This window comes from Bradyrhizobium sp. USDA 376 (assembly GCF_054063675.1).
This window is the reverse complement of the sequence record NZ_JBSSGN010000001.1, coordinates 6,981,103-6,998,364: the sequence shown is the minus strand read 5'-3', so window position 1 is coordinate 6,998,364 and position 17,262 is coordinate 6,981,103. Positions and strand designations below refer to the sequence as shown.

General features: G+C 62.6%; 25 protein-coding genes. 13 read left to right on the top strand and 12 right to left on the bottom strand.

Annotated features, from left to right (window positions below):
• Nucleotides 1-594 precede the first annotated feature (594 nt).
• Nucleotides 595-1,365 carry an outer membrane protein gene (locus tag ACVJ19_RS32675; RefSeq protein ID WP_028153552.1) on the top strand — a complete coding sequence of 257 codons (771 nt, stop codon included), beginning with the start codon at nt 595-597 and terminating at the stop codon, nt 1,363-1,365.
• A 224-nt stretch (nt 1,366-1,589) separates the two neighbouring features.
• On the opposite strand, the gene ACVJ19_RS32670 is transcribed toward ACVJ19_RS32675, so the two are convergent.
• The 10 genes from ACVJ19_RS32670 to ACVJ19_RS32625 all read right to left on the bottom strand — a co-directional run bounded on the left by ACVJ19_RS32670 (nt 1,590) and on the right by ACVJ19_RS32625 (nt 6,614).
• Nucleotides 1,590-2,027 (bottom strand): helix-turn-helix domain-containing protein, encoded by a 438-nt coding sequence (locus ACVJ19_RS32670; protein WP_207794713.1) that lies wholly within the window; start codon nt 2,025-2,027, stop codon nt 1,590-1,592.
• Complete coding sequence (locus ACVJ19_RS32665; RefSeq protein WP_304567012.1) at nt 2,024-2,695, bottom strand: hypothetical protein; 672 nt, start codon at nt 2,693-2,695, stop codon at nt 2,024-2,026. The genes ACVJ19_RS32670 and ACVJ19_RS32665 overlap by 4 nt, the downstream gene beginning before the upstream one ends.
• Nucleotides 2,692-2,973, bottom strand: a complete 282-nt coding sequence (locus ACVJ19_RS32660; protein WP_453953221.1) for a hypothetical protein — start codon at nt 2,971-2,973, stop codon at nt 2,692-2,694. The genes ACVJ19_RS32665 and ACVJ19_RS32660 overlap by 4 nt, the downstream gene beginning before the upstream one ends.
• Nucleotides 2,974-3,081: 108 nt before the next feature.
• A complete protein-coding gene (locus ACVJ19_RS32655; RefSeq protein WP_453953220.1) occupies nt 3,082-3,450 on the bottom strand; it encodes a hypothetical protein in 369 nt (122 codons plus the stop codon).
• Nucleotides 3,447-3,653 (bottom strand): hypothetical protein, encoded by a 207-nt coding sequence (locus ACVJ19_RS32650; protein WP_453953219.1) that lies wholly within the window; start codon nt 3,651-3,653, stop codon nt 3,447-3,449. Before ACVJ19_RS32650 ends, ACVJ19_RS32655 begins: the two co-directional genes overlap by 4 nt.
• A 21-nt stretch (nt 3,654-3,674) precedes the next feature.
• Entirely contained in the window at nt 3,675-4,034 is a 360-nt protein-coding gene (locus tag ACVJ19_RS32645; RefSeq protein ID WP_453953218.1) for a hypothetical protein, read from the bottom strand.
• Between the two features lie 58 nt (nt 4,035-4,092).
• Entirely contained in the window at nt 4,093-4,290 is a 198-nt protein-coding gene (locus ACVJ19_RS32640; RefSeq protein ID WP_453953217.1) for a hypothetical protein, read from the bottom strand.
• Complete coding sequence (locus tag ACVJ19_RS32635; RefSeq protein ID WP_212481401.1) at nt 4,283-4,765, bottom strand: hypothetical protein; 483 nt, start codon at nt 4,763-4,765, stop codon at nt 4,283-4,285. Before ACVJ19_RS32635 ends, ACVJ19_RS32640 begins: the two co-directional genes overlap by 8 nt.
• A gap of 20 nt (nt 4,766-4,785) precedes the next feature.
• Nucleotides 4,786-5,688 (bottom strand): recombinase RecT, encoded by a 903-nt coding sequence (locus tag ACVJ19_RS32630; protein ID WP_212481402.1) that lies wholly within the window; start codon nt 5,686-5,688, stop codon nt 4,786-4,788.
• Complete coding sequence (locus ACVJ19_RS32625; RefSeq protein WP_208088751.1) at nt 5,688-6,614, bottom strand: PD-(D/E)XK nuclease-like domain-containing protein; 927 nt, start codon at nt 6,612-6,614, stop codon at nt 5,688-5,690. The genes ACVJ19_RS32630 and ACVJ19_RS32625 overlap by 1 nt, the downstream gene beginning before the upstream one ends.
• Nucleotides 6,615-7,015: 401 nt before the next feature.
• On the opposite strand from ACVJ19_RS32625, the gene ACVJ19_RS32620 reads away from it, so the two are divergent.
• The 9 genes from ACVJ19_RS32620 (at nt 7,016) to ACVJ19_RS32580 (ending at nt 13,063) form a co-directional block, all read left to right on the top strand.
• Nucleotides 7,016-7,483, top strand: a complete 468-nt coding sequence (locus tag ACVJ19_RS32620) for a GcrA family cell cycle regulator (protein WP_208088752.1) — start codon at nt 7,016-7,018, stop codon at nt 7,481-7,483.
• A gap of 83 nt (nt 7,484-7,566) precedes the next feature.
• A complete protein-coding gene (locus ACVJ19_RS32615; RefSeq protein ID WP_208088753.1) occupies nt 7,567-7,947 on the top strand; it encodes a hypothetical protein in 381 nt (126 codons plus the stop codon).
• Nucleotides 7,948-7,959: 12 nt separating this feature from the next.
• Nucleotides 7,960-8,499 (top strand): hypothetical protein, encoded by a 540-nt coding sequence (locus tag ACVJ19_RS32610; protein ID WP_208088754.1) that lies wholly within the window; start codon nt 7,960-7,962, stop codon nt 8,497-8,499.
• Nucleotides 8,496-9,128, top strand: coding sequence for a hypothetical protein (locus ACVJ19_RS32605; protein WP_453953216.1), 633 nt, complete (start codon nt 8,496-8,498; stop codon nt 9,126-9,128). Before ACVJ19_RS32610 ends, ACVJ19_RS32605 begins: the two co-directional genes overlap by 4 nt.
• Nucleotides 9,128-9,859, top strand: coding sequence for a hypothetical protein (locus ACVJ19_RS32600; protein ID WP_212481408.1), 732 nt, complete (start codon nt 9,128-9,130; stop codon nt 9,857-9,859). Before ACVJ19_RS32605 ends, ACVJ19_RS32600 begins: the two co-directional genes overlap by 1 nt.
• Before the next feature lie 210 nt (nt 9,860-10,069).
• Nucleotides 10,070-11,605, top strand: a complete 1,536-nt coding sequence (locus tag ACVJ19_RS32595) for a DnaB-like helicase C-terminal domain-containing protein (RefSeq protein WP_049831973.1) — start codon at nt 10,070-10,072, stop codon at nt 11,603-11,605.
• Nucleotides 11,598-12,122, top strand: coding sequence for a hypothetical protein (locus ACVJ19_RS32590; RefSeq protein WP_155258121.1), 525 nt, complete (start codon nt 11,598-11,600; stop codon nt 12,120-12,122). The genes ACVJ19_RS32595 and ACVJ19_RS32590 overlap by 8 nt, the downstream gene beginning before the upstream one ends.
• Before the next feature lie 11 nt (nt 12,123-12,133).
• Nucleotides 12,134-12,322 (top strand): hypothetical protein, encoded by a 189-nt coding sequence (locus ACVJ19_RS32585; protein ID WP_028153569.1) that lies wholly within the window; start codon nt 12,134-12,136, stop codon nt 12,320-12,322.
• Nucleotides 12,323-12,349: 27 nt separating this feature from the next.
• Entirely contained in the window at nt 12,350-13,063 is a 714-nt protein-coding gene (locus tag ACVJ19_RS32580; protein ID WP_453953215.1) for a hypothetical protein, read from the top strand.
• Between the two features lie 161 nt (nt 13,064-13,224).
• Here ACVJ19_RS32580 and ACVJ19_RS32575 read toward each other — a convergent pair whose 3' ends face one another.
• The gene (locus ACVJ19_RS32575; RefSeq protein WP_028153571.1) at nt 13,225-14,196 is read right to left on the bottom strand and encodes an ABC transporter substrate-binding protein; all 972 of its coding nucleotides are present in this window, start codon (nt 14,194-14,196) and stop codon (nt 13,225-13,227) included.
• A gap of 187 nt (nt 14,197-14,383) precedes the next feature.
• On the opposite strand from ACVJ19_RS32575, the gene ACVJ19_RS32570 reads away from it, so the two are divergent.
• From ACVJ19_RS32570 to ACVJ19_RS32560, 3 genes are read left to right on the top strand one after another with little or no spacing between them, the layout of a single operon-like run.
• Nucleotides 14,384-15,001 carry a hypothetical protein gene (locus ACVJ19_RS32570; protein WP_028154635.1) on the top strand — a complete coding sequence of 206 codons (618 nt, stop codon included), beginning with the start codon at nt 14,384-14,386 and terminating at the stop codon, nt 14,999-15,001.
• Between the two features lie 13 nt (nt 15,002-15,014).
• Nucleotides 15,015-15,155 carry a hypothetical protein gene (locus tag ACVJ19_RS32565; protein ID WP_155258309.1) on the top strand — a complete coding sequence of 47 codons (141 nt, stop codon included), beginning with the start codon at nt 15,015-15,017 and terminating at the stop codon, nt 15,153-15,155.
• 3 nt (nt 15,156-15,158) lie between these two features.
• Nucleotides 15,159-15,416: a hypothetical protein gene (locus ACVJ19_RS32560; RefSeq protein ID WP_028154636.1), complete on the top strand. Its 258-nt coding sequence runs from the start codon at nt 15,159-15,161 to the stop codon at nt 15,414-15,416.
• Nucleotides 15,417-15,456: 40 nt separating this feature from the next.
• On the opposite strand, the gene ACVJ19_RS32555 is transcribed toward ACVJ19_RS32560, so the two are convergent.
• The gene (locus ACVJ19_RS32555) at nt 15,457-17,160 is read right to left on the bottom strand and encodes an outer membrane beta-barrel protein (protein WP_453953214.1); all 1,704 of its coding nucleotides are present in this window, start codon (nt 17,158-17,160) and stop codon (nt 15,457-15,459) included.
• Nucleotides 17,161-17,262 lie beyond the last annotated feature (102 nt).

Genomic DNA, 17,262 nt, shown 5'->3' with positions numbered 1-17,262 from the left:
GCCTGCGCCATCACTGCGGGTGCGATTGCATTTCATTAGTGAAATATTCACGTGCCTAACAATGCAGCCATTCTTGTCGACCGGGAGAAAATGGGCAACCGAACTGGAGTTGGATTCCCTGATTTTTCTGCTCTTGGATATCGATCCCGTGGTTTCCCTTGGCAGAACTGGCAGAAACTGCATAGTCAGCCGAAATTGGCCCATGCTAATTTTGAACAATGAACGACAGCGTATTTTTCACACTAGTCATTTTGGCCGCAGTCTTCACCGTCGCAGCCACGTCGGTGCTCGTCTTCGGCAGTTGATCTACCTCAAGCCGCGCCGGCTCCTAGCCGTACGTAGGTCCCGCTCTCGTGCAGTTCGAGCCAGCGATCGCAGCCCAAAAGATCGTCAGGCTGGTTTCTTTTCGTGACGCATGAACGTTGGCGGTACTATGCTCCTTATTTCTTAATGAAAATCAACACTTTGCGCGATGTTTTCCGAGGCAAGTGTTGTAGCCGAGCTACAGCAACCAAGAGTCGAACCGGCTAATATTGATTCCGAAAGTGGGGCGTCACGCCGTTTCTCGTATTTGTTTCTGGGGAGATCACTTACATGAAGAAGCTTCTGGTTGCCGCGGCCGGGATGATGGCCGTGGGTCTATCTGCTCCTGCGTCCGCGGCTGATCTGGCGGCGCGTCCGTACACCAAGGCGCCGCCCCCGATTGTCTCTCCGATCTATGACTGGACTGGCTTCTACATCGGCGCTAACGGCGGATGGGGCCAAAGCCGCGGTTGCGTGGATTTCGTAACTGACCTTGGAACAGTCGCAGGTGGTTGCGCTTCTCGCTCCGGAGGCCTAGTCGGCGGACAGATCGGGTATCGCTGGCAAACCAATCAGTTCGTGTTCGGATTGGAAGCGCAGGGCGATTGGGCCGACATTAAGAACACGCGCGTCAGCCTGATCGATCCGCTGCTTTCGACCACAGGAAAAACCGACGGTATTGGTCTCTTCACGGCCCAACTCGGTTGGGCGTGGAACGCCTCGCTGCTCTATGTGAAGGGTGGTGCCGCCGTGACCCACAATCGTCTTGATGTCTTCAACAACCTCACCGGAGTCGGCCTGGACTCGGCAAGTCACACGCGCTGGGGCGGCGCCTTGGGCGTCGGCTGGGAGTATGGCTTCGCGCCGAACTGGTCGGTCGGTGTTGAATACGACCACCTCTGGATGGGGAATGACACCCGCACCTTCGTGGGTGCAGGCGTGGTCACGCCCGGTGGCGTCACCCTCCTTGGCGAGCGGTTCAGCCAGGATGTGGACATGGTCACCGTCCGGTTGAACTATCGCTTCGGCGGCTACGGCGCTCCGGTCGCGGCCAGATACTAATCGCTTCAGTCTGCGCAAACCAAAGCCCCGGCTCGCCGGGGCTTTTTTGGTTATGATGCTGGCGATTGCTGCATTTGCGGTGTCTGAGTTGGGTCAAAATCGGCAATGCTCTGATTGAGCAGAAAATTTCAGCTTAGCCCTCAAAGCCGACATCGGCGCCTTTATGAGTGCCCGTCCTGTCGTGGCGATGATGATGGCGCATTTCTTTGAATCGCCTGGGCCCCTTAAGACTTAGCGCCCGGATTGGGCACCAGATCGGGCAGCGCCGCATACATGACGTCGATGCTATCGAGGTCGATCAGAGTCCGGGCGTCGAATTTCTTCGCCTTGATCCGCCCGGCATTGATCAGTTCGTAGCATTTGGTGTGCGAGAATTTCCCGTAGCGGCACGCCTCCTTTACGGTCGCGAGCCGGTGGCCGCTCGCGGTATCGATCGCGCTCACCTTTACGTCCTCGGTCATCGTCAATTGCCTCGTTTCCCTCGCCCGACGGCGCCGCTCCTGCGTGCTCTGCGCGGTGCGCGCCCGATGGCAGACTTTGCAGACTGTCATCCGCCGGGGCGCATAGCCGTCGCGGGCCTGCATGTAGAAATCGGCCTCGGGCTTCTCCTGCTCGCATTTCCTGCAAATCATCGTCGCCAGGACGGCCGGCCCCTCGGTCACTTGAGCACCTTGGCAATCTCGGCCAGCGACTTCTCGATTTTGTCGGCGACCGCGATCAGCCGCTGCGCCTCGCTGATGCCCGGCTCGATCGCCTTGATCTGCGAGAGCAGTTCGCGCGCGTCCTTGATCTGCTCGCGGATGCTTTCGTTGCCGACCTCGTCGCCGAAATTCTCGTCGCGGATCAGCTTGACCCATGCGCGCGGGATGCCGAGGTCGTTCGCGACCTTCTCGTCGGTCCACCCATCGCCATAGCCGATCTTGTCGTTGACGTAGACCTCGTTCAGCTTCTCGAAAATGATGCGGCGATCCTCGCGGCTCATCACCCGCATGTTGTCCTTCACGACCTTGAGTTTGTCGGTCATCGCATTTCCGTTCTGCATGGCTTCCGCCTTCCTGATCGATGAGAATTTCGCGGCCTTGAAGCAGCGCGGGCAGCGATGGGCGTCGTGGCTGCGGCCAACGCGCCAGCCCTTCGCCTCCAGCTTGCGCGCGATGAACCGCCATTCGATCTCGGTGTCGTCGCCGCGAGAATTCTGCAAGGTGTTAACAGGCAGCGGGATCGCGGCCTCGCAACCCGGCGCGCCGCATCGAGCGATGATCCCGCGCACCAGCTTGCCGTCGTCGCCATACGGCACCGTCGTGTGAACGAACGCCTTGTCCGCGCTCATGGCTGCGCCCTCCGCTTCTGGAACGAGCGCTTCGGCCAGCGGCTCGGCGGGCGCGGCTCGCCCCGGTCCTTCGCCAGCAGCCGGGCGCGAAACTCGGCCTCCGATTTCGTCACCGCCCGGATGTGGGCGATCTCGGGCAAGTCGACCTTGGCGGTCTTGCGCCGATGCGCGCGGATCAGGCGCGGCACCAAATTCCACGGCAGCGCCGGGCCGCCAGCCTCCGCCCGGATCGGATAGTGGTCGAAGTGGAACAGCGAGATGATCTGATCCGAAGTCATCTCCTGGGCGTGCTCCCATGGGATCAGCGCCCTTGTCGTCGGTCAGAGCGAGCAGCGCCGCCGCGCATTTGACGCGCAGCCGGATCGGCGGTCGGGAACGGCCCATCCTCATTGCAGCCGGTCCTTGATCTGATCGGCGATCATCTGGCGCGTGTACGCCGCCCAATGATCGAACTCCTCCAAGGCGGCGCCGGATTCGAGGAACGGCACGGCTGTGAAGACCGACACGGTGATGTTGCCGATGATGTTGTAGGCGATGCTGACGGGCGCGCCCTGCATCAGATCGAGGATAATGTTGGCCGCGTCGCGCGCGATCTCGGCGTCACGTTCGGCCCGTTCCTCGGCCCTCTGTTCTTCATTCATCGCCGCGATCAGTTCGGCCGCAGCCGTGCGCGTAGTCAGCGCGGCGTTGATGTGCAATTCAACCTGGCCGCCCTCAGTCTTGAGTTGGATGTCGGCGCCTTTCGGGATTTTCATTGTCCGTCCTCCTTGTAAATCGCGGCGCGCACCGCGCAGTCCTTCGCCTCGATAAGTTTGCGAAGGCAGGCGGTGCGCTCGGGATTGCGCGGCAGCAGCGAGACCACCCATTCGGCGACCTCGGCAAACTTGGCGCTGGTTGGTTGAAGTTCGGGCTTCAAATGCGAGTAGGCGAAGAATTGCAGCATCGGTTCGGTGTTCACGTCAGTCTCCCGTTGTCATGGTCAGTGCTCGGTTTGCGGGTCGTCCGTATGGACGGCTCCGCCGTTGCGGCGGGCCACAATCGCGGCCATGCCGCCCTCGATCTCGCCGCTCGCCTCCTCGCGCCGCTCGACCTCGCGCTCGGCGGCGGCGTATTGCTTCAAGCCGTGCACCAAGGTGGCGCCGCATTGATCGAGCAGGCTCTTGATCGCCTCCGAGCGCCGGATCAGCGCGTCGCGATCGGCGTTCGCCTTGGCAAGTTGCTGCTTCAAGCTGTCGTTCTCAAATTCAAGGACGGCGTTCTTCTTGCCGAGCGCGTCGGTCTCAACGCGGCAGCTTTGCAACTCGGTCTCCAACTTGGTGATTTCGCTCGCGAGGGTCATAGTGCTCTCCTTTCTTTGGAATCGCGGTCCTTGCAGTGCAGTGGGTAGGCTTGCGCGCTCATGGCGCAATTTTCCGGCGGAGCTGGGAGCGGATCATCGCGGCGTAGCGGGTGGTGACCGTCTCGCCGCGATGGATCAGGAGATGGGATTTCCGGCCGTTCGGGCCGGTGAAGTGGACGCGCGTGTGCTTGCCGCCCTCGGAGACCCACACCTCCGAGCCCCCGGCCTCGCGCACCAAGGTGACAATCTCACGCATCAGTTTCCGCATCGGGCTCGCTCGTTGGTTGGACCGACGAGATGGTGGCGCGAACAGCGGCGGCAAACCGGGCGCAGGCCGTTCCGACCGAGGAGTGATCGCGCTTGAAGACCAGCCCGACCTGACGGTGAGTGGCCCCGGTCGTGACCGCCACAAACGCCATCATCTTCTGGCGCATCTCGATCAGTTCGGGGTCGCGATCGGGCCGAATGACGATGCTGGGCTGGGCGCCATAACCCTTGACGATGCAGGCGAACGCCTGATCGCACTGCTTCATGTAGCCGCGCGCGGCGCGCTGGCGGCGAAACTCCTGCTCGGCGAGCAGCATGACCCGGATGTCCTGCGGTGAGAGCAACGGGCGGGAGGCCGCGTCGCCACGGCGCGGGGCCGCCTCGATGCGGAGAACGTCGCTGAGCCGGGTTGCGATGATGGGCGTAGCACAGGACGAGCCGTCGGGGTCGCAGAAGTCAGGCATTTCCCACTCCTTCCAGCTTCTTAAGCGTCGCCCGAGGGTCCCTCGGCAGGCGCCTTCGCTTTTGATTTCGGGGCGTGTTCTGCAGCCTGCGCATCGATCGCGGCGATAGCCGCCTGACCGATCGAGGGCGCGGTGCCGCGCAGGCGTTCGGCGAGACGAGGCGAGACATCGCGAGCGGCCTCAGACGCGACGGTGAAGCCCGCGTCCTCCATCTCGTCGCGGCCGTACATGCCGGAGATGACATCGGGCGCATACATGCGCGCCCAATCGCGGCTCATGTTGTAGAACAGTTGCAGGTCGGGCTTGATGTCCCAAAGCGGCGAGCCCTTGATCCGGCCACTGTCGTTCCGCTTCGGGCGCAGCTTGCCGAGTGTAAACTGATCCGGCGCGGCATCGAGCGGCGGGAAATAGCGCGGCTCCTTCTCGCCCTTGAAGGTCGCCCACACCCGGCACCGCCGCATGTCGCCTTCGCCCTCATAGGCAACTTGCAGGCGCGTGGTGATCGGCGCGCGCGCCTCGATCACGGCGTGAAACATCTGGCTCTCGTAGGCGATCTGCTCGACCTTTTGGCCGCCGCCGAACTGCTCGACGACATAGGTCCACTTCGCCAGGGCGAGCGGCGAGACGCCAAGCTCCTGCGCCCGCATGCAATTCGCGAAACATGCGCCGACGTTGCCCTGCATGAATGGCGGCAGGTACGGCCCGGACGCCGCCAGTAGCTTCGCGGCATCGACCAGATCGCGGAGGTTCGCGTAGTCCACGCCGCCGCCCTTGAACAGCGTCACGGCCTCGGTGCGCTCGCTGACCACCTTCTCCGCGTTCCCCTCCACAAGGTCGCGGCGGGTCACACGATCGGGCTGCGCCTGCTGTTGCGAGGGCGGCGGCGTCTGCGGGGCCTCGGTGGTGACGGTTTGATCGGTCATCACGCAGCCTCCCGCAATTCGAACTTGATCCGGTCATCAACAGACTGGCGATACCAGTCGGGCAAATCGACATACTCGGCGTCGGCGCGATCATCGCCCGGGCCGGGCCAGACGCCACTCTGGAAGCACTGCCAGAACGTCTTGGCGGCGAGTTCATTGAGGGCGGCGCCGCGCGCCAAGTCCTCGTCCTTGAGCGTCTGCGCGCGGACGCAATGCGGACGCTTGCTCTCGACCCACAGCAGCGTGAATGAGGACGCCGGGATGCCGAGCGCCCGCGCGCCTTCCATCACCATCGCGCCCTGCTGGTGGTAACCGTAGTCGATGATGGACCGCTGCGTGTCGCGATAGAGGACCGAGCTCGTCGACTTCAGATCGACGAAGTCGCCGCTGTCGTTCGGGATTTCATCTGGCCGCGCTTTCTTCCAGAAGCCGCGCGAGTCCTTCCAGATCAGCGAGCGCTCCGGCGATCCGCCCAGCATGCCGTGCTGCACGAGCGGAAACTGACCGAGCGCGATGATCATGCCCTTGGCGCGCTCCGCCAGGGCGGGCGAGATCACATACTTTCCGGCGCCGCGCTGCTCCTTGAGCCAATCCCGCCATTCCTTCCTGTTCGCGTTGTACGCGAACCCGCCAACGGTGGCCGGGCGCATGACTGTATCGTCATCGAACGGCTCGCCAGCGACCGCCTTGTGCACGAAACGGCCGAGCACGATCGCCTCGGTCTCGGTCTCGCCGTCTTCGCGATCGGGATTGAGCGACGATTTATCGAAGGCGTGCTTTGGTGACTTGTTAACGATGTGCCGAAACATCGACGATGAGACGCTGATCGCATCGCAAAGGTCGGCGCGGTGATAGTCGTGCAGCGGGATATCCCGATAAACGCCGGGCACCGTGATCGTTTTCCCGTCCCACCGGAGCGACTGCATGCCGACCTCCCTAAGCCTTGCAGCGTTGCAAGGAACGCACAGAAACCAATCCCACCGGTCCCAAGGTGCACTTGGAGCGCGGCATCGATGATGCTTTTGTCGGGTGTGAGGGCCGCCCGCTGGTAGTCCGCAGGCGGTGCGCCGTGGTGATCAGGTCAGTGCGTTATTGTTTGCTTCAATCTGCCTGTCATCGCGATTGTCCGCCCGCTTCGAGCAAGCTGTCAACATGCGCGATCAAAAAAAGCGGGTACGGATCAACTTCAACGTGCTGTCGAAATTGCTGCCACCAACCAATGAACTCGCGGCGAGTTGTCAGCGTTCGTTCGCATTTGTCCGCCGGTCCTGAGTTACGCAATTGGTGGGTACGGGCCGCAGAAAACAGATGACGATGACGCGAAGCAGTGACTATTAAAACGACCGTCGTGCTTCGCGACAAACGGGGCGGCCCGATGGTCTATCAATCGACATGGGATGATGCGGCTGAACAAACCCTGCGGCGCTGGGTCGCCGAGGGCGCGTCGTCGTCGGTGATCGCCGATGCGATGCATCGCACGCGCAGTGCGGTCTCCGGGAAAATCTCACGCCTCAAGCTTAAACGTCCCGAGGGCCAGTCGCCGATGACTAAAGCCATCACCAAGCAGCCGCCGAAAGCCGAGGCGTCGGTCGCCCTGGCGCGGAAGCTCGCGCCGATCGAGGCCGTCAACAGCAAGCCCGTGCCCTTCCTGCAAGCCAAACGCTTCCACTGCCGCGCCGTGCTGAACGAGCGCGGCGAGGACGGTCTCGCCATGTTCTGCGGCGCCAAGAAGCGGCCCGGCTCGTCATGGTGCCCGAAGCACCATCGCCTGTTCGTCAACTACGGGAGGGCCTGATGCCCGGGGCTCCGATGCGACCACGCGCGGCCCGGCGATGATCCCAATTCGCCGAGGCCCCGCAACGCAAAGGGACCTTTCATATGGCGAAGCCAGCAGCAACGCAGACGAACGATTTCGACCCCGAGATCGTGCAGGAAATCCTCGGCAAGATCGACGGCTATCATGCCGATCTCGCGTCCGAGCGCGGGTCATCGATGGCCCGGTGCCGCAACATCCGCGAGAGCATCAACGCCTGCTTCAAGGAAGGGAAGGCGCGCGGCATCCCGACCAAGGAGCTTCGGTCGCTCGTCAAGATCAGGATCAACGAGGCCAAGAACCGCGAGATTTACGAGGAGCTTGAACAGGATCAGCAGCACATCCTCTCGATGCTCGCGACCGCCGAGGGTGTGAAGGATTTGCCGCTCTGGCGGGCGGCGGCGATGTCCGCCGTCAATGGTGCCGATAGCGCCACCGCTCATTAGCGGAGGCGCGGCATGGACCCGCGCATTCTGGCGCTCGATCTCGCATCCCGCACCGGCTGGGCCTGCGGCAATCCCTCTGAGGATCGCCCACGTTCGGGCTCAGTGCGTTTTGCGCGCCAGGGCGCCAGTCTTGGCACGGTCTATTCGGCATGCCGACAGTGGCTCGCCGATTTCCTTACCGCCAATCCCGACGTGCGGCTGATCGTATTCGAGGCGCCGATGGCGCCCCAGCACATGGCGGGCTTCACCACCGCGCACATCATCCGCGTGCTGATCGGGCTTTGCGCCGTGGTGGAGGAATTCGGCCACTCAGGCGGCTATGACGTGCGCGAGGCGAAGGTCTCGGAAGTTCGCGAGCATTTCCTCGGCACCAACCGGATCAAGCGGAAGGAAGCGAAGTCGGCGACGATCGATGCATGCAATCGGCTCGGCTGGGCGCCGTGCGATGACAACGCCGCCGACGCACTCGCCCTCTGGCACTATCAAGCCTCGGTCTTCGACCCGAAGCTCGCGCTGCAAACCTCACCACTGTTCCGGCGGAGGATTGCATGAACGCGGGCGGGATCGTCCTGTCGCTCTGCGATCGAACCGGCACCATGGTGCTGCCGTGGATCGAGGCGGGCTATTCGGCGATCACCGTCGATCTCCAACCGGCGCCGCGCGAGCACCATCGCCGCCATCACATCGTCGCCGACATCACGCAATGGCGCTATCCCGCGCATCTGCCGCGCCCCGTCATCGTCTTCGCATTTCCGCCGTGCTCGCATCTCGCGGTCTCGAGCGCCCGCTGGTTCAAGGGTAAGGGCCTCGGCGCCCTGATCCATGCGCTGCAAGTGGTCGATGCCTGTCGGCGCGTCTGCGAGGACAGCGGCGCGCCCTACATGATCGAGAACCCGGTCTCGACCCTTTCGACCTACTGGCGCGATCCCGACTACACGTTCGATCCCTGCGGCTACAGCGACCCCTATACGAAGCAAACGTGCCTGTGGGTCGGCGGCGGGTTCGTCATGCCCGAGAAGGTCCGGATCGGTGATCTGTTCGCCGAGCCGACGTGCGTCGAGCCGGTGCTGGGCTCCGCAATCCTCAATTTCTCACCGACTGCCGATCGCGCCGACACCCGCAGCATCACGCCGCCAGGTTTCGCGACCGCCGTCTATCGAGCCAATGATGGGAGGGTCTGATGGCGCGCATCAGGACGATCAAGCCCGAGTTTCCGCAATCTGAGACCATCGGCAAGCTGTCCCGGGATGCGCGCCTGCTGTTCATCCAATTGTGGACCCTCGCCGATGACGAAGGGAGGGCTCGCGCGGCCTCGCGAATGCTCGCGAGCCTTCTCTACCCATACGATGACGATGCGCCGGGGCTCATGGACGGCTGGCTCGCCGAACTTGAGCGTCATGGTTGCATCACCCGTTACGTGGTTGAGGGCTCCACCTATCTGCAAATCGATAACTGGCTGAAACACCAGAAGATTGATCGCCCGACGCCCTCGCGTTTGCCGGTTGTCAGCGAGGCTACGCGATTGCTCGCGAGCCCTCGCGAGGCTTCATCGACGGACCTTGGACCTAGGACCGTGGACCATGGACCTAGGACCGAGGACCATGCCGCGCCGATTGGCGCGCGCTCGGGCTCTGGCGAATTGGATTTCGGCGAGACGGTCCCGCCACCGCGAACGGCCAAGGCGCCACCGCCGTCCGACGCGGAGACCGAACTGTTCCGGCGCGGCAAGGAAGTCCTCGGCAGTGCTGCGGGCGGCCTCGTCTCGCGATTGCTCAAAGCGAAGGGCGGCAAAGTCCCGCTGGCGCGGGCGGCGATCGAACAGGCGTCCACCAAGCACGATCCCCGCGAGTACATCGGCGCCATCATCCGGGCCCCGCCGGAACATGAACCGTCGAGGGTGGTGCAGCCATGACGCGCCGCCTGTCGCTGGACGAGGTGCTGCGCATGTTTGCCCGGATCGGCTTCGACCCGCGCTCGCACAGCGGCACCCACGAACTCCGCTGCCCCGCCTGCTCACATCTGCGGCGCAAGAAGACCCACAAGTGCCTGTCCATCCGCTGCGATGCGGACGGTTTTTTCTTCCGCTGTTTCCACTGCGACGAATTCCATGGGAGCTATCGCTATGACGACGCTCGCGACGCGACACGTCGAGTTCTTCGAGGCCCGGGGGATATCGCCCGAGCTGGCCGCCAAGTTCGAGATTTATACGGGTACTCTCGTCGGTGAGAAGCCGAACCGTCACGTTGTCGCCAATCCGCGCGGCAACATCCTCGTCTATCCGTTCATCGAGCACGGCGTGGTCGTGAACGAGAAATATCGCACCGAGCGCGATGGCGAGAAGTTCTTTTGGCATCGCAAGGGCGGAAAGCGGACGTTCTGGAACGCCGACGTGCTCGATGACCTGATGCTGGAAGCGGGCACGCAAGCGCTCGTCATCACCGAGGGTATCGAGGACGGCATGGTCGCAGTCGATTGCGGGTGGCCGCTCACTGTCTCGGTGCCCGATGGTGCGCCGCCCGTGCCGAAGGATGGACGCTTGCCGCCGCTCGATCCGCAGACTGAGGCGAATGGCAAATTCGAGTTCCTGTGGCTCAACCGGGATCGGTTGAAGCGGATCAAGCGGTTCATCCTTGCGGTCGATGACGATGGGCCAGGGCAGCGGCTCGCTGCCGAGATCGTCCGTCGCCTCGGCGCCGTGCGGTGCCTGTTCGTGACGTTCCCGGCGGGCTGCAAGGATTTGAACGACGTGTTGCGCCAGTACGGACGCGATGCGGTGAGCGCCGTGCTGCGGGATGCCAAGCAGTATCCGGTTCGCGGGCTCTATCGGCTCTCGGAGTATCCGGCGCTCCCGGCGCTGCACCCCATCTCGATTGGCTGGCCCCTGTTCGACGGTGACACCGTCGCGTCCGCCAACAATGCTTGGCTGAAACTGTTCCCGGGCGAGTTCATGGTCGTCACCGGCATCCCGAGCCACGGCAAATCGACTTGGGTGCTGAACGTGCTGGTCAACATCGCCCGCGCCTACGGATGGCGTTCGGCCGTCTTCTCCGCCGAGATGCCAACGGTGCCGCATCTCCGCGACAAGCTGCGCCGGATCATCGCGGGCACCGCGGCTGCGCCGGCCGAGGCCGACGAGTTCATCGAGGGCAGCTTCACGTTCATCGACCACGATCCGAATGATGCTGACGAGGAAGATATCACGCTGGAATGGATCATCGAGAAGGCCCGCGACGCGGTGCTGCGCGATGGCATCCGTGTGCTGGTCATCGACCCATGGAACGAGATCGAGCACGCCCGGCGCCGCGATGAGAGTTCGACGGAATACATCGGCCGGGCGATCCGCATGCTGAAGCGCTTCGGGCGGCAGTACGAGGTGGCCGTGATCGTCCTGGCGCACCCGACCAAGGACGTGTGGGAGCACGGCCGGGCCCGAACCGCCACGCTCTACGATATCGAGGGGTCGGCCCACTGGTTCAACAAATGCGACCACGGCGTCGTCATCGAACGCGCGCCGGAAGCCAACAGATCCACCGTGCACATCGCCAAGGTTCGGTTCGAGGAAACCGGCTTCAAGGGCGCGATCAACATGGGGTTCGACGTGCAGACGCAACGGTTCGAGGAACTGGCCGAAAAGCAGAAGGAGATGGCCCTTGAGTGACGTGCCCGTGATCCGCCGGGATGACCCGCTGAAATTCAACCCGCTCGAAGACGCCGTAATGGAGGACATCGCCCCCTCGGTCTGGAGCGGCCCGCATGTCGGCAAGCGTCTCGCCGAGGCGATGCGAACCCTGCGCCTGATCCCGATGCGCGCGGTCGCGGGCTATGGCGCGCCGTGGCCTGCCTACAGTTACGAGTTCGAGGACTTGCTCGCTCAACAGGCGCAAGGCGAACTCGAGAAAACGATGCGGATGCAGAACCGCACGCGCCTGCTGCCGTCCTTCAGCGATGTCACCCGCATGGAGGCGGCGATCTGCTGGCCCGCCCGCTACCTGCTCGGCCAAATGCATCTGCTCCGGGCGGTCAACTGTGTCGCCCTGGCGCACTCTCTCGAACGCGACGCGGGATGGGTCGCGGTCAAGCGCGGCGGCTATGCCGACACATGGCGGGCCAACCACGATCGCGGCTGCGATGTCATCGCCGAGGGTCTGCGCGGCGAGCTCGTGCCGGTCTTCTAAGGGAGGGCACCATGCGGATCACCGAGGCGATGATTGAGACCGCCGCCATCGCGATCAGGGACGCGGTCGCGAACAGGGTTGTCGGCGAGGAAGCCCGGCGTCGGGGAAAGCCATGGGCGGCTTTGCCCGCGAAACTGCGCGACGCCTGCCGCGCGGAAGCGGCGGCGGCGCTGCACGCCGCATTGCAAGGTGATCAATGAGCGACGGCAAGCGCGGGTGGAGATACGATGGACCTTGAAATCCCCCATGGCGCGGACAGGGAGTACCTGATCGTTTTCGGCGTGGCGGCGATCTATATCGCCACGATCCCGCGCGGCGAGCCGTGCATCGTCGGCGTCTCCCGCGACCTCGGCCGGACCTTCGATGGCATCCGGGACAATTGGCCGTGGTCGGAGATCGGCTGCGCGTATTGGGTCAAGGACCGCGACACCGCCGAGGCGATCGTGGCCGAGGCGACCGAGGTGCTGCCGCGCGATCCCGAGGGGAGGCTTGCGGTCCGCGCCGAGTTCGCCCGGCGCCAAGTCGAGGCGGTCGCCGCGCGCTGGAAGATCACGCTGACGAACCACGACGCGGCGATGTCGCGGGTGCATGCGGCGGTTCGCCATGTGCAAGAGACAATCAACCACGCTAACGCGACCGGTGATCTCGCTTGGTTCAACGCCGCCTATCGTGCCTGGCGGATCGAAGCAGAAAAAATTGGGCGCGTCATGAGCTACGCCGAGGTGCTCGCGCGGCTGCGCAAAGCGGTGACTAAACGGCTGATTACTCTCGACGTAATCAATTTGGACGCCGATCTCTTGCCCGGCATCTTCCCCGAACTGCCGAAAGAGCGCGCAGAAAATTACGTTGACGACTTGAAAAAACCGGTGCCTTCTTCGCGCACGCGCCCGAGGCCAAAGCCACGCGCTGATGGATCGGGCCGCCGTGGTATTTCCCACTAACGCAAGACTGTTCGACCGATCCCGGCGGCGGGGTCGGTTTTTTGGGGTCACGTACTCAAGAACCACGTGCCGCAGATCCGGGCGCATATGACAGTGGCCCGCTGCCCCCCTGTTAGCGGGCGCGAGAGCGGATCTCGAGGTCGGGGTTGGGCCAAGAGCGGTCATTCAATCACGTCATCTGCACGCAGTAACAACTCTCGGCTAATCGGCAATCCAATGCTGCGCGCTGTTTTCAGATTAATCACAAGCTCGAACTTCACTGGTTGCTCAATCGGCAGGTCGGCCGGTTTTGTACCGTTCAGCACCTTCTGCACGTAACCTGCGATGCGCTTGGCCTCAAAAATCCTATCTGGTCCATACGACAACAAGGCCCCGCTGGCGGCGAATTCGCGCCACGCTGCGATGACCGGAAGCCGCTGCTCCAATCCATATTGGGCAATTCTTGGGGCGACAAAATTAGTTAGGCGCGAGGCGACCACAAACAAACCGTTCGCGCCATTGGTACTTGCTGCACGAAGCGCGGGCTCAAGTTCTCCGGGGCTACCAATCGGATGCGCTGTTATATCGATGCCAAGCGATTGTGCCGCTTTCCGTGCAAACGTTAGCTCATCATCGAGATGTTGCGGATTGAAAATGACTGACACCCGCTTTGCCTTAGGAGCTACCTCGCTTAGCAATTCCACCCGTTTGACCGCCATTTCATCGGTAAGAAAGGTTACACCGGTAAAATTCTTGCCAGGGTTGGCGAGAGACGTGGCCAGACCTGCTCGTATCGGACTGTCGCTGACGCCACCCACGACAGGTATGACGCCCCCGCTTGCATCGAACAGCGCTTTGATGAGGTCGCCACCAATCGCAAGCAGTAGGTCGGGCTTCTGCACAACGAGTTCCTCCGCCAACTCTCGGAGTCGCGTCGAGTTGCCTTCGGCGTAACGGTAAATGATCTGGAGATTGCTGCCGCTCGCGAAGGCGCCCTGCGCGAGCGCATCCTTCAGCGATTGATCGATCCGCCCCAGCGATGCATCGTCGAACACGAGCCAACCGATCCGAAGGGGCTTTTTTTGCGCAAGCGCCCGTCGTGGAAGCGACAACGCCGCAAACGTGATCAAGGCAACGAAATCGCGCCGCCTCATGGTCGTTCACCAGAATTCGAGCCGCCCGGCAGCCAGAATATAGCAGTCCGGAGAGCAGCAGCGTTCGCTTTTTTGAGAGCACATGTTCCGTTGAGGGGCAAAAGCAGTAAGGCTCTGGCTAAGCGTAAGAATTCCGCCTGGCCGTCAGAAGCTTGACCTCTACGCCTTATGAGCACACCCACCACCCATGCCAACGCTCGGGGTTGATTTCGATTTCTCGCAGATCGCGCAGCGTGCCATGGACCTCGGCGCGACGGTCGATCAAATCCCCTACATCATGGCGACCACACTCAACATGGCCGCCGAGAATACCCGGTCGTACCTGATCGAGACGACATGGCCGTCGTCAGTGACCGTCCGGAATCGTTCGTTCATGAATGCCGCGCTGACCACGAAGGGCTCGCGCGCCACGAAGGGCGATCTGACGGTCGAGATTTACGACAAGATCGGTCGGGCGAACCTGTTTCTGCATGCCAAGGGCGGCACGCGCCGGGCGAAGGGCGGCAACCTCTCGATCCCGTCGTCGGTCAACGTGCAGCGGACGAGCGGCGGCGCCGTGCGGACGCAGCAGCAGCCGAAGAATTTACGGAACAGCTTCAAGCGCGGGCGCTTCATCTTCCAACGTCAGGGCCGATCGACACGCAAGGCGAAGGGCCGCATCAAGCTGATGTATTCGCTGCGGCCGTCGGTCCCGATCCGGCAAGACGTGCCGTTCTACAAGGACTTCGCCGAGGTGATGCGGCAGGAGATGACGCTAAACCTCGCAATCGCGGTCATCCGGGCGATGTCGACCCGGCGCCGCTAACACTGAGGGTGCCATGGCAGGCAAGCCGAAAGAGGACGAGCACGAGGACCGGCGCCATGCGGACAAGCCGCCGGCGGACAAGGCCGAACAGGAGCAGCCGAACGCGGATAAGCCGGAAGATCCCCCGCCCGGCGTGCCGCCCTACAAGGACTAGGCCGTGCTGATCCAGCGCGTTGCGCGAGATCGTGCTGTCAACCGGCTCGATCCCGAATACCTCGCGCAATGGCGCGCCTACCATCGCAACATCGTCGAGCGATACATCGCTCGCGCGATGTCATGGGCCGACGCCCACAATGCGCTGGTCTCCCTCGGCTACCGGGACCAAGCGCTCAAGATCGAACTGCTCAGTTGGATAAGGCCCGCGCCCGGCAAGGACATGGCTAATGATCCTTACTCGATTCGCGCCATTTCTTAGCGTCGAAGAGGCCTGGAGCTTGGCTATAGGTGTGATCTTTTCAATCGAACCTATAGGACGCCTGAAAGAACGTGCCCCAGCGCTCCATGCTGTGCTTTGCAAATATGGGTGCACCAACGCAGCCGCTGTCGCTGCACGGCAACGTATCGCTCCGCCTGTTGGTCCACATCGCCCAATAGCGGCCACCGACGCCGACGCTGAAGTTCCTGGTGATGAAGTAGGACAAGACGCCTTCAACCTGAACGCCGCCGCCACGATTGCCCCGTTGCTCATCGAAGGTGGTCATAGGGCGCAAGAGATGGTTGTCACGCCCCTTGAAATCGGTCCAGGGCAGGTAAGCGACGTCAGCGTTCAAACGCCAACGCTCGGTGAGCATGGTTTCGGCGCTCAGGCCGATCCGAGCTGCATTCCACTGAGTATTCTGGCTTCCAACGACCCTGTCGTCACCCGGCGGCAAGCAGGGTTCCGGGTGAGCTATCTGTACACAGCCCCTCGTGTCGGAGCTCTGTTCGTAGTAGGTCCAGCCGATAAATCCGCCGACCTTGTAGTTGGCGGCGCGCAGGAAATCGTAACCTACATCGGCCGTGTAGTACGTGAACCTCCCGTTTGCCTGGCCTGAGATCGTGTTGACATAGGAGAAGTTCGGGGGGAGCCCCCAATCTTCATCGTTCATGTGTCCTTTGTCGAAGCGCCCGAGGCCAATGTTGCCCTTCAGGAACACTCCCCACGGGCTGTCAACACGGCCAAATAGCTCTCCGGAAAGTCCGTCAAGTCCGTGATAGGTGAGCCTCGATTGAAGAATGCTGGGGTCATCAAGGCCGCCGGCGCCCACTGCGCTGTGGTCCCATTGGAAGCGTCCCCGGCTGAGCCAGAGCCGCGATCCGCCTTCGAACGACCAACCGGCCGTGTAAGCAATCGGCGGCGCGCTGGCGGGGGCTTTTGCGTATAGCGGCGCGTCGGGCCATTGCACCGCCCACGGGTCGGCGCCAAAATGGTAGTTCAACCCTATCTTTCCGATGTGATAGCTGCTGGAGAGGCTGGTTATGTTCGCCGGAAGAATTGCGAACGGCGGATCCTGCACCGTCGGAGGCGTTGCGACACTCGGCCCGCCGAAATGGAGATAGTCATACTCGACGTTGACCGACCATGCAGGCGTAAGTGCTTGCTCGACGCCCAGCCCGATGATGCTACCGACTCGACCATAGTCGAAATGGGTTTTCTCCTGGGTGTAAGAGCCGTAATATTCGTTGTTGTTGATGACGTCGCCCCGATTGTTTTGCCAAGCTACGCCTCCCTTGAGATAGGCCAGTGTGTGGCCGAGTGCGCCAAAAGCGTAACCAACGCGGGCTGTCCCGGTAGCAAAGAGGTTGGGACCTGCCTTGCAGTTTGCGCTCACGACGAAGCCGGAGGCGGCGAGGCAGGTGTTTGTGCCTTCGGAGACAACACCGCTGGCGTCGAGTTCGAGACCAAACACCCAACTGCTGTTCTGCCAATTGTAGCCGACCTGGCCACCCGCGAGAAACACTGGGGTATCGACGACACCGCCATAGATTGACTGACCGTAGGGATTGCTGAAGGAGGTTCGGCCGTACCCGCCGCCGACGTGTCCGCCAATATAGCCGCCTGACCAGTTCCACACCGCGGGTGGCAGTTTCACTTCTGGCTCAAGGTCTGCCGCATTCGCTGCACCGTTTGCGACGAACGCAATGGTCGTGGCTCCTAAAAGAAGAACTCCAGATCGCATCCAACACTTCCCTGCATTTTCTCGGTCCACGACCGAGCGTCCTTAAGCTATCGCGCAGCAAACCGTCGGGGCGGACCAGACGCTAACAGCGACGCGCGCCGA

Excerpts from the sequence above, each read along its gene's own strand:
- ACVJ19_RS32675 (WP_028153552.1), top strand. The coding sequence starts at position 595 with ATGAAGAAGCTTCTGGTTGCCGCGGCCGGGATGATGGCCGTGGGTCTA.
- ACVJ19_RS32665 (WP_304567012.1), bottom strand. The coding sequence starts at position 2,695 with ATGAGCGCGGACAAGGCGTTCGTTCACACGACGGTGCCGTATGGCGAC.
- ACVJ19_RS32660 (WP_453953221.1), bottom strand. The coding sequence starts at position 2,973 with ATGACTTCGGATCAGATCATCTCGCTGTTCCACTTCGACCACTATCCG.
- ACVJ19_RS32655 (WP_453953220.1), bottom strand. The coding sequence starts at position 3,450 with ATGAAAATCCCGAAAGGCGCCGACATCCAACTCAAGACTGAGGGCGGC.
- ACVJ19_RS32645 (WP_453953218.1), bottom strand. The coding sequence starts at position 4,034 with ATGACCCTCGCGAGCGAAATCACCAAGTTGGAGACCGAGTTGCAAAGC.
- ACVJ19_RS32640 (WP_453953217.1), bottom strand. The coding sequence starts at position 4,290 with ATGCGTGAGATTGTCACCTTGGTGCGCGAGGCCGGGGGCTCGGAGGTG.
- ACVJ19_RS32635 (WP_212481401.1), bottom strand. The coding sequence starts at position 4,765 with ATGCCTGACTTCTGCGACCCCGACGGCTCGTCCTGTGCTACGCCCATC.
- ACVJ19_RS32630 (WP_212481402.1), bottom strand. The coding sequence starts at position 5,688 with ATGACCGATCAAACCGTCACCACCGAGGCCCCGCAGACGCCGCCGCCC.
- ACVJ19_RS32625 (WP_208088751.1), bottom strand. The coding sequence starts at position 6,614 with ATGCAGTCGCTCCGGTGGGACGGGAAAACGATCACGGTGCCCGGCGTT.
- ACVJ19_RS32615 (WP_208088753.1), top strand. The coding sequence starts at position 7,567 with ATGGCGAAGCCAGCAGCAACGCAGACGAACGATTTCGACCCCGAGATC.
- ACVJ19_RS32610 (WP_208088754.1), top strand. The coding sequence starts at position 7,960 with ATGGACCCGCGCATTCTGGCGCTCGATCTCGCATCCCGCACCGGCTGG.
- ACVJ19_RS32605 (WP_453953216.1), top strand. The coding sequence starts at position 8,496 with ATGAACGCGGGCGGGATCGTCCTGTCGCTCTGCGATCGAACCGGCACC.
- ACVJ19_RS32600 (WP_212481408.1), top strand. The coding sequence starts at position 9,128 with ATGGCGCGCATCAGGACGATCAAGCCCGAGTTTCCGCAATCTGAGACC.
- ACVJ19_RS32595 (WP_049831973.1), top strand. The coding sequence starts at position 10,070 with ATGACGACGCTCGCGACGCGACACGTCGAGTTCTTCGAGGCCCGGGGG.
- ACVJ19_RS32585 (WP_028153569.1), top strand. The coding sequence starts at position 12,134 with ATGCGGATCACCGAGGCGATGATTGAGACCGCCGCCATCGCGATCAGG.
- ACVJ19_RS32580 (WP_453953215.1), top strand. The coding sequence starts at position 12,350 with ATGGACCTTGAAATCCCCCATGGCGCGGACAGGGAGTACCTGATCGTT.
- ACVJ19_RS32575 (WP_028153571.1), bottom strand. The coding sequence starts at position 14,196 with ATGAGGCGGCGCGATTTCGTTGCCTTGATCACGTTTGCGGCGTTGTCG.
- ACVJ19_RS32570 (WP_028154635.1), top strand. The coding sequence starts at position 14,384 with ATGCCAACGCTCGGGGTTGATTTCGATTTCTCGCAGATCGCGCAGCGT.
- ACVJ19_RS32565 (WP_155258309.1), top strand. The coding sequence starts at position 15,015 with ATGGCAGGCAAGCCGAAAGAGGACGAGCACGAGGACCGGCGCCATGCG.
- ACVJ19_RS32555 (WP_453953214.1), bottom strand. The coding sequence starts at position 17,160 with ATGCGATCTGGAGTTCTTCTTTTAGGAGCCACGACCATTGCGTTCGTC.